4 protein-coding genes are annotated in these 6,286 nt (G+C 53.7%); 2 read left to right on the top strand and 2 right to left on the bottom strand.

What is annotated here, in order from left to right; translation table 11 throughout:
* Positions 1-349 (top strand): integrase core domain-containing protein (locus tag VGE80_RS02420; protein ID WP_440591548.1); only part of this gene is annotated, 349 nt, incomplete at its 5' end.
* Between the two features lie 117 nt (positions 350-466).
* On the opposite strand, the gene VGE80_RS02415 is transcribed toward VGE80_RS02420, so the two are convergent.
* On the bottom strand, positions 467-4,264 hold the full coding sequence (locus tag VGE80_RS02415; protein WP_440591547.1) for a tetratricopeptide repeat protein: 3,798 nt from the start codon (positions 4,262-4,264) through the stop codon (positions 467-469).
* A 194-nt stretch (positions 4,265-4,458) separates the two neighbouring features.
* Here VGE80_RS02415 and VGE80_RS02410 point away from each other — a divergent pair, with 194 nt between their 5' ends.
* The gene (locus VGE80_RS02410; RefSeq protein ID WP_440591546.1) at positions 4,459-5,055 is read left to right on the top strand and encodes an REP-associated tyrosine transposase; all 597 of its coding nucleotides are present in this window, start codon (positions 4,459-4,461) and stop codon (positions 5,053-5,055) included.
* A 356-nt stretch (positions 5,056-5,411) separates the two neighbouring features.
* Here the strand turns inward: VGE80_RS02410 and VGE80_RS02405 are convergent, their stop codons facing one another.
* A complete protein-coding gene (locus tag VGE80_RS02405; protein ID WP_440591549.1) occupies positions 5,412-6,197 on the bottom strand; it encodes an IS5 family transposase in 786 nt (261 codons plus the stop codon).
* Positions 6,198-6,286: the final 89 nt, after the last annotated feature.

Here is a 6,286-nt window from a genome sequence, read left to right as displayed (position 1 = left end):
GGCTCATGGCGTACCGGCACATATCCGGAGTGACAACGGACCGGAGTTTATTGCCAAAGCGTTGCGGAATTGGCTGGAGCGGTCATCGGTGGGGCCGCTGTACATCGAGCCTGGTTCACCGTGGGAGAATGGCTACGCGGAGAGTTTTCATTCGAAGGTACGGGATGAGTTTCTGGCCTGCGAAGTGTTTGAATCACTGCGTTCAGCGACGAGCCTGGGCCTGTCGTGGCGACGTCAGTACAACGAAGTGCGACCTCACAGTTCGCGTGGGTATCAGACCCCGGCGGAGTTCGCGCGAACGTGCGGTCCTTCCGCTACGGCTCCGGCGACGCCTGCGCCTCCGCTCTAGGCCCACACGTTCAGCCCCCTACAGACCTGACTCTTATCACAACTGGTACGGAAATCACCGGCAGGCCAGCATTGACCGCACGAATCACGCATGAGATACACCTCGAAGCGTAATCGCTCATTGCGATTTGACATTCTCGGTGCTATCCGTCGACTCTTGAAGCGGCGGATAGCGGAATGGCTTTTCATGCAAATAGAGTTGCAAGCGGTCGTAGCGTTCTGGGTAATCGCTGACGAGTTGGACGGCTAACCGCTCTTGTTCAGCCGCCAGTTTGAACTGTCCCGTCTCCGCGTAGGCTGCCGCCAGAGCTATCAACGTTGGGTAGCTCTTGAATTGCTCCAGTTCGTACGCGGCCTGTGCCTGACTGAGTGCGGCAGCCCCATTTCTCACCTTGTCGTCTCGACAAGTGGCTAACAACCACGCCAATCGTGAGCGAACGTCGACGCTGTTGGGGTTTGCTTGAATCGCCGCTTCGAGATACTGGATCGCCTCAGGATACTGTTTGCGAGCCTCGGCCAGCAAGGACTTTTCCACCAGTACGGTACTCGGGCTAAGGCCCAGCGCTGCCGCCTCCTCCAGATACTTTTCAGCCTCCTCCAGCGCGCGTTTTCCTCTTAAATTTCTCGCTTTGGTGATGAGGACGCTAAAGGCCTCCAGATCATCAGGAAGCTCAGAGAGCCGTGATTCACCGACCGGAATATTTTGGGAGCGCAGCATCAACGATGCGAGCATGCAAGATCGCTTATCAACCTGAAAAGAGGTCGCCGCAGTCAGCAAATAACGACGAGCCAGTTCCTCTTGGGCATGAATTTCCAAAAATCGTCCTGCGACGAAGTACAGAAATGTCACCTCGTCATAGAACGCGCGGGTCATCATTTCATCGAACGTCACAGCGTCCCATTGAAAGTTGTCTGGATCCTTTAAAGCGCGTGCAAAAAGATTCGCCAGATGGACGACTTGAGTACTATGTCGGGCGCACAGGATCGGCAAACAATTCAGAAGCTTGTCTCGCAGAGCAGAATCCTTGAGTTCATCGGCAAGCACCGCTCCATGCAGCACCCAGCGAGGATCCAAGTCCAGATCGATGGTGTCAACAGCATTGAGCGGCTCGACTTTTAAAGTGCGAATGATCTCAAGAGCATTTTCATTCTCCGCGTCAATCAGGTGCCGATAAAAGAGAGTGTCTTTCTGGTAGGTTGCGTACGGAGGGACGAAGGTTTGCCAATAGGTGTCGGCAACGGCACGCGCCGAGTCGATATTGCCCCGGCCGGTGCGGACGCACCAGAAATACCAATCCGTTTGAGAACCAGAGTAACGTTCGGAAATGCGCCGATGCATGTCCTCTGCAGTTCGCCAGGCTTTGAGACCTTCGGCGCAGCGCGCTGCTGTGTTCAGACCCCAGCCCGAGTAAGTTGCCGCTGCTTCCGCGGCGAAGGGTTGAGCTTCTTCCCATCTCCCCTTTTTCATCAGAAAATATGCGAGCCGCTGTTGGACATTTGCTTTTTCCAGTCCGAAATCAGGAGTATCGAGAGAGTCTTCCAGTGTCTCTTGGTAAGCCACCAGATCTCCCTGAACATAGTATTCATCCGCCAATTCGAGATACGCCTCGTATGACGGTGCAGTCTCGATCGATTTCTTCAGGCATCGAATTGCCTCTTCCGAACGACCCAGGCTGCGATATTTTTGCCCCAGAGCGATCATGACATTCGGGCATTTCGAATAAGTGTCTTCCCAGTCAGGGGCGATGCCTTTAATACTGCTCCAGTCATGCCGAATCGAGAACGCCACCGATGCGGGATGATAAGGACTGATTCCACGCCAGATTTGAGCTCTCTGGTCATGGGGCGGCGATTGGTATTTGCTCTCGATTTGCAGGTCATTGAAGAGCAAATCACTGTTCGCGAAGATCCGTTGAAAGAAGTAACTGTAGGCAGCATTGTCCGCAAATCGATGGTAAAAACTGAGAAAAATCTCCATCTGCGGTTCATAGTCTTGGGTGTTTAGCATTCTCGTGAAATTCGAGAGTGTGATCGTGCTGCGCTGCGGATCGACCGTGAATGATTCGATAAATCCTTTCATCCGATGCGTCGCCACGAGAGGACGAAGTTCAGTCAACGAACGTTCGGCGCTGACACCCAGCATTGATTTCTGGCAGTACAAAACATCTGTCACTTGCACAAATGTCGCTTCCTCCAAAAGTTCAGCCAGCATGCTCCAGGATGGTTCGCTTTTGTCACTGGCCTGTGCACCGGAATTCCGCAGGGCTTGGAACAGCGCGATTCGGGATGAGTGTTCGCGATCTGGATTGAGTCCGTTCACCTTGACTTGGGCATCAACTACCTCGCGAGCCTCGTTCGGAAGATCTGAAATGGCTCCAAGCCGCTGATAGACCTGATTCCATGCCATGTCGAATCGGCTCTCAGTCGCAGCACGGTAGCTCCCCAATTCTCCCGTCTCACACAATGACCGACAGGCACGCAATGACGCAGGATTTGCATCCAGAAAGCGATCAATCGCGGCGGTAAACTGCTTCGAGCTACCGCTGTGCTGAAGCACACGCATCAGAAGGTAGAGCGACAACTCTTTGCAGTCGCCCTTGGTTCTGCGGAGAACATCGGGTTTGTACGAGCAGTAGGCGTCGATCAATTCCAGCCAAGCCGGTTTCGTTTCATTCTCGAGTTTCATGGCTGCGGAGACGTCAGCCAATGCAGCCGAATGTCGACCCGCCAGCGCGCGGGCGTAAGCTCGATGAGCAAGCGATCGCACCGTCACACCTTGTTTCGCAAAATAGCGGTCGGCATAAAGCAGTGAGCGAGCTTTAAAGGACTTCGAAGTGGAACTCCAATAGAAGTCAGTCACGCTACCAAGGTTCGCGTAGACTCTTACCAGTCGTTCCAAAAGAGCATAGGATTCCCCGTGAGTGGTCAGTTCGGCGCTAAGCCGCCGCAGTTCGCTGAATTGAGAGACAACATCCAGACTTGGTTCGACGCCAGACTCGGCCAACGCAGATTCCCATTTCGGTGGGGTCAGTCGAATGAATCCCGCATCCTGCAAAACCTGAATGAACTCCCCGCGCGACAAGATCTCGAGTCGGGTCACGAAATTCTCAAGGTCTTGACCATGAATCTCGAGCGACTTCGTCCATGAGTAGTTCTTGCCGTCAGGTTGAACTCGGCTGACGTCGATCCTGCAGACCGGATTCGGTGGTTCATGTCGATACTCCATCTGCACAACCACTTGCAAAGGGAACCGAGGTTCTGCGTTCTCAAGTAGAAGGACCTCTCCAAATGCGGAATCGCGCGTGGTCAGCCCCATCTCACACCGCGCTGTTATGAGGAACGACTGTCGTACAAGTTCTCGAATCAATGAGCCATACCGAGTCCCAAAATGGTCACTGAGGGGCTTCTCCTGACGGGCCAATTCAAGAACCTGCTCGTCCGTTTTTACTTTGGGACTCTTCAGGTAAAACCGGGCCTCCGTCTCAGCACCCAAGCTATTCGGTCTTACTGGCCCGTCGTCGAATTCGTCATGCGAATCAACAGAAACGACCTGATCATCGTCATCCACGATCATCGCGATTTTAAATGTCTTAAACAGGCTGGGCCAAGCGTAAGTCAGGCGGCGACGCGGGCGTTTTCCTCTCTCGCTTTGAAACGTAAAACCTCGGACGTAATTCTTGGCCTCGGCCAAGGGCAGGCCAATTTGTAATCCACCTGCATTGCGAACTTGAAGCTTTTTTTCTAAGTTCTGAAGAGCTTCTCCATAGAACTTCTTGGAACTCCACTCCACCAAAACAATGGACAGGAGTGCGAGAATTCCACCCCAGACCAGAATGCGTTCCAGCACCGACCGCTTCTTCTTTCCCGCGACAACCGGCGCCGCTGCGTCACCAGGATTCGGATCAGCGTCACTCATGAGGACCGCTCCAAAAGTGTGAGAGCCACGAGAGAGATTGATGATTTGTCAGCAACAACGCCTTCAGACAATCGCGCCATTCTACATATCTGCTAAAACCAAATTGAACAAGCTAATAGAATAAAAACCGCAGGGTGGCCCGACCGCCTGTTCAGGGCGGTTGGGTCGCGAAGCGACATGATGTGATCCCATGAGTGTTCCCTTCTTTTGGGATCACCGTACGCAGTTTTCCTCTGTCCACCTTGGTTGAAAGACGCGTTTACGACACTGAGAAGCAGATCCACTTCGTGACGTTCTCGTGCGACAAGAGGCGCAAGCACCTACAGCATGATCAAGCGAAGAAAATCGTCATTGGCACCATGGGGAGTCGATTGGCACAGCATCAGGGGCCTTGCCTGGGATTTGTGTTTATGCCGGATCACGTCCATGCTCTCATCTGGTTCCCGGAAACGTGGCAATTGAGCCCATTCACGAACAAGTGGAAGGAACTGACTTCGAAATCATTAAAAACCGTCTTGCCCCAGCATTTCCAGGACGACTGGTCCCAGATTGACTCCTCTGATCCCATCTGGCAAGCACGCTACTACGGATTCAATATTTGGTCGCGGGCCAAGGGGGAAGAAAAACTGGACTATATGCACATGAATCCCGTTCGGGCCGGGTTGGTGGAACGAGCCAGGGACTGGCCGTGGAGTTCGCCTCGCTGGTACCTTGAACAGAAGTCTGTTGGTTTACCGATTCGGTGGCCGCCTGGTTTGGAAGCGGATGATGAATTCACCACGAATGTCTAGTGGCCAGCCGACGAGATTGTATCTTGTGCCTCCGGCACCCAACCGCCCTCAACAGGCGGTCGGGCCACCCAGCGTCTTTCTACCATGGTAGACAGAAGGAAACTGCGTGCGGTGATCCCAAAAAAAGGAACACTCATGGTATCACATCATGTCGCTCCGCGACCCAACTGCCCTGAACAGGCGGTCGGGCCACCCTGCGATTTCTTAACCGGATCTGAAAACGTCGCACATCGGTACCGGATGCCCATTGATATGAAAATTTTCCTCATCCTTCACCACGAGATCATGGGAGTTCCTGATAACTACCGGGCCGACGAGATGGTCTTCTACACCGCACGGAGCCTAAGAAGAAGTCTTCAAACCCGACTTTGGTTAGCAAGCTTTCGAGTCATGAGTCCGATCATGGAGATCTGAATCATGGCTTCACTGGTCTCGGGGTTATGCTCATAGTCCTTGCTATGCCGTCGGTGCCGAGCGAGCCAGGCAAAGGTTCGTTCCACAATCCATCGCTTTGGCAAGACGACGAATCCGCTGGTGTTCGGCGGCCGTAAGATCGTCTGCAAGATCCATCCGAATGACTCTTTGACCCACTTCGGTAGTCCATCTCGTCCATAGGCGCTATCCGCAAAGATGCGGCGCAATCGACCGAACGGCTCAAGCTTGTGCAGAAGGTAGCAAGCTCCGTCCTGATCCTGCCAGGAGGCGGCATGAACGACGACTCCCCAGATGAGCCCCAGCGAATCAACGGCGATGTGTCGTTTGCGGCCAGTCACCTTTTTCCCTGCATCGTAGCCTCTTTCCGCTCCTCCTTCCGCGGTACGAATCGATTGGCTGTCGATGATGGCCACGCTCGGCGTTGGCTTCTTGCCAGCCGCCTGACGAACCTTTCGACAAAGGGCTTCGTGGAGCGAATTCCAGACTCCGTCTCGACGCCAGCGCCAGAAAACAGTGTAAACCGTCTTCCAGTGAGGGAATTCGAGAGGCAAGTAACGCCACTGACAACCGGTTCGATTCAGGTACAGGATCGCATCCAGAATGGTTCTGCGGTCCACAGGCGGTCGGCCAACTTTGGCCCGCTTGGGTAACAGTTTTTCAATCACCTTCCATTGCTCATCCGTGAGGCTGCTGGGATAATCCTTCATGATCGCTGCGGCTCCGTCTTCCTTGACCTGAGAATCCATGGATGCGGAGTCGTAGCGATTTTTTACGTTTCAGGCAATTTGAAGACTTC

This window comes from Schlesneria sp., from assembly GCF_036405755.1.
Classification (GTDB): domain Bacteria; phylum Planctomycetota; class Planctomycetia; order Planctomycetales; family Planctomycetaceae; genus Schlesneria; species Schlesneria sphaerica.
This window is presented reverse-complemented; position numbering and strand designations above follow the sequence as displayed.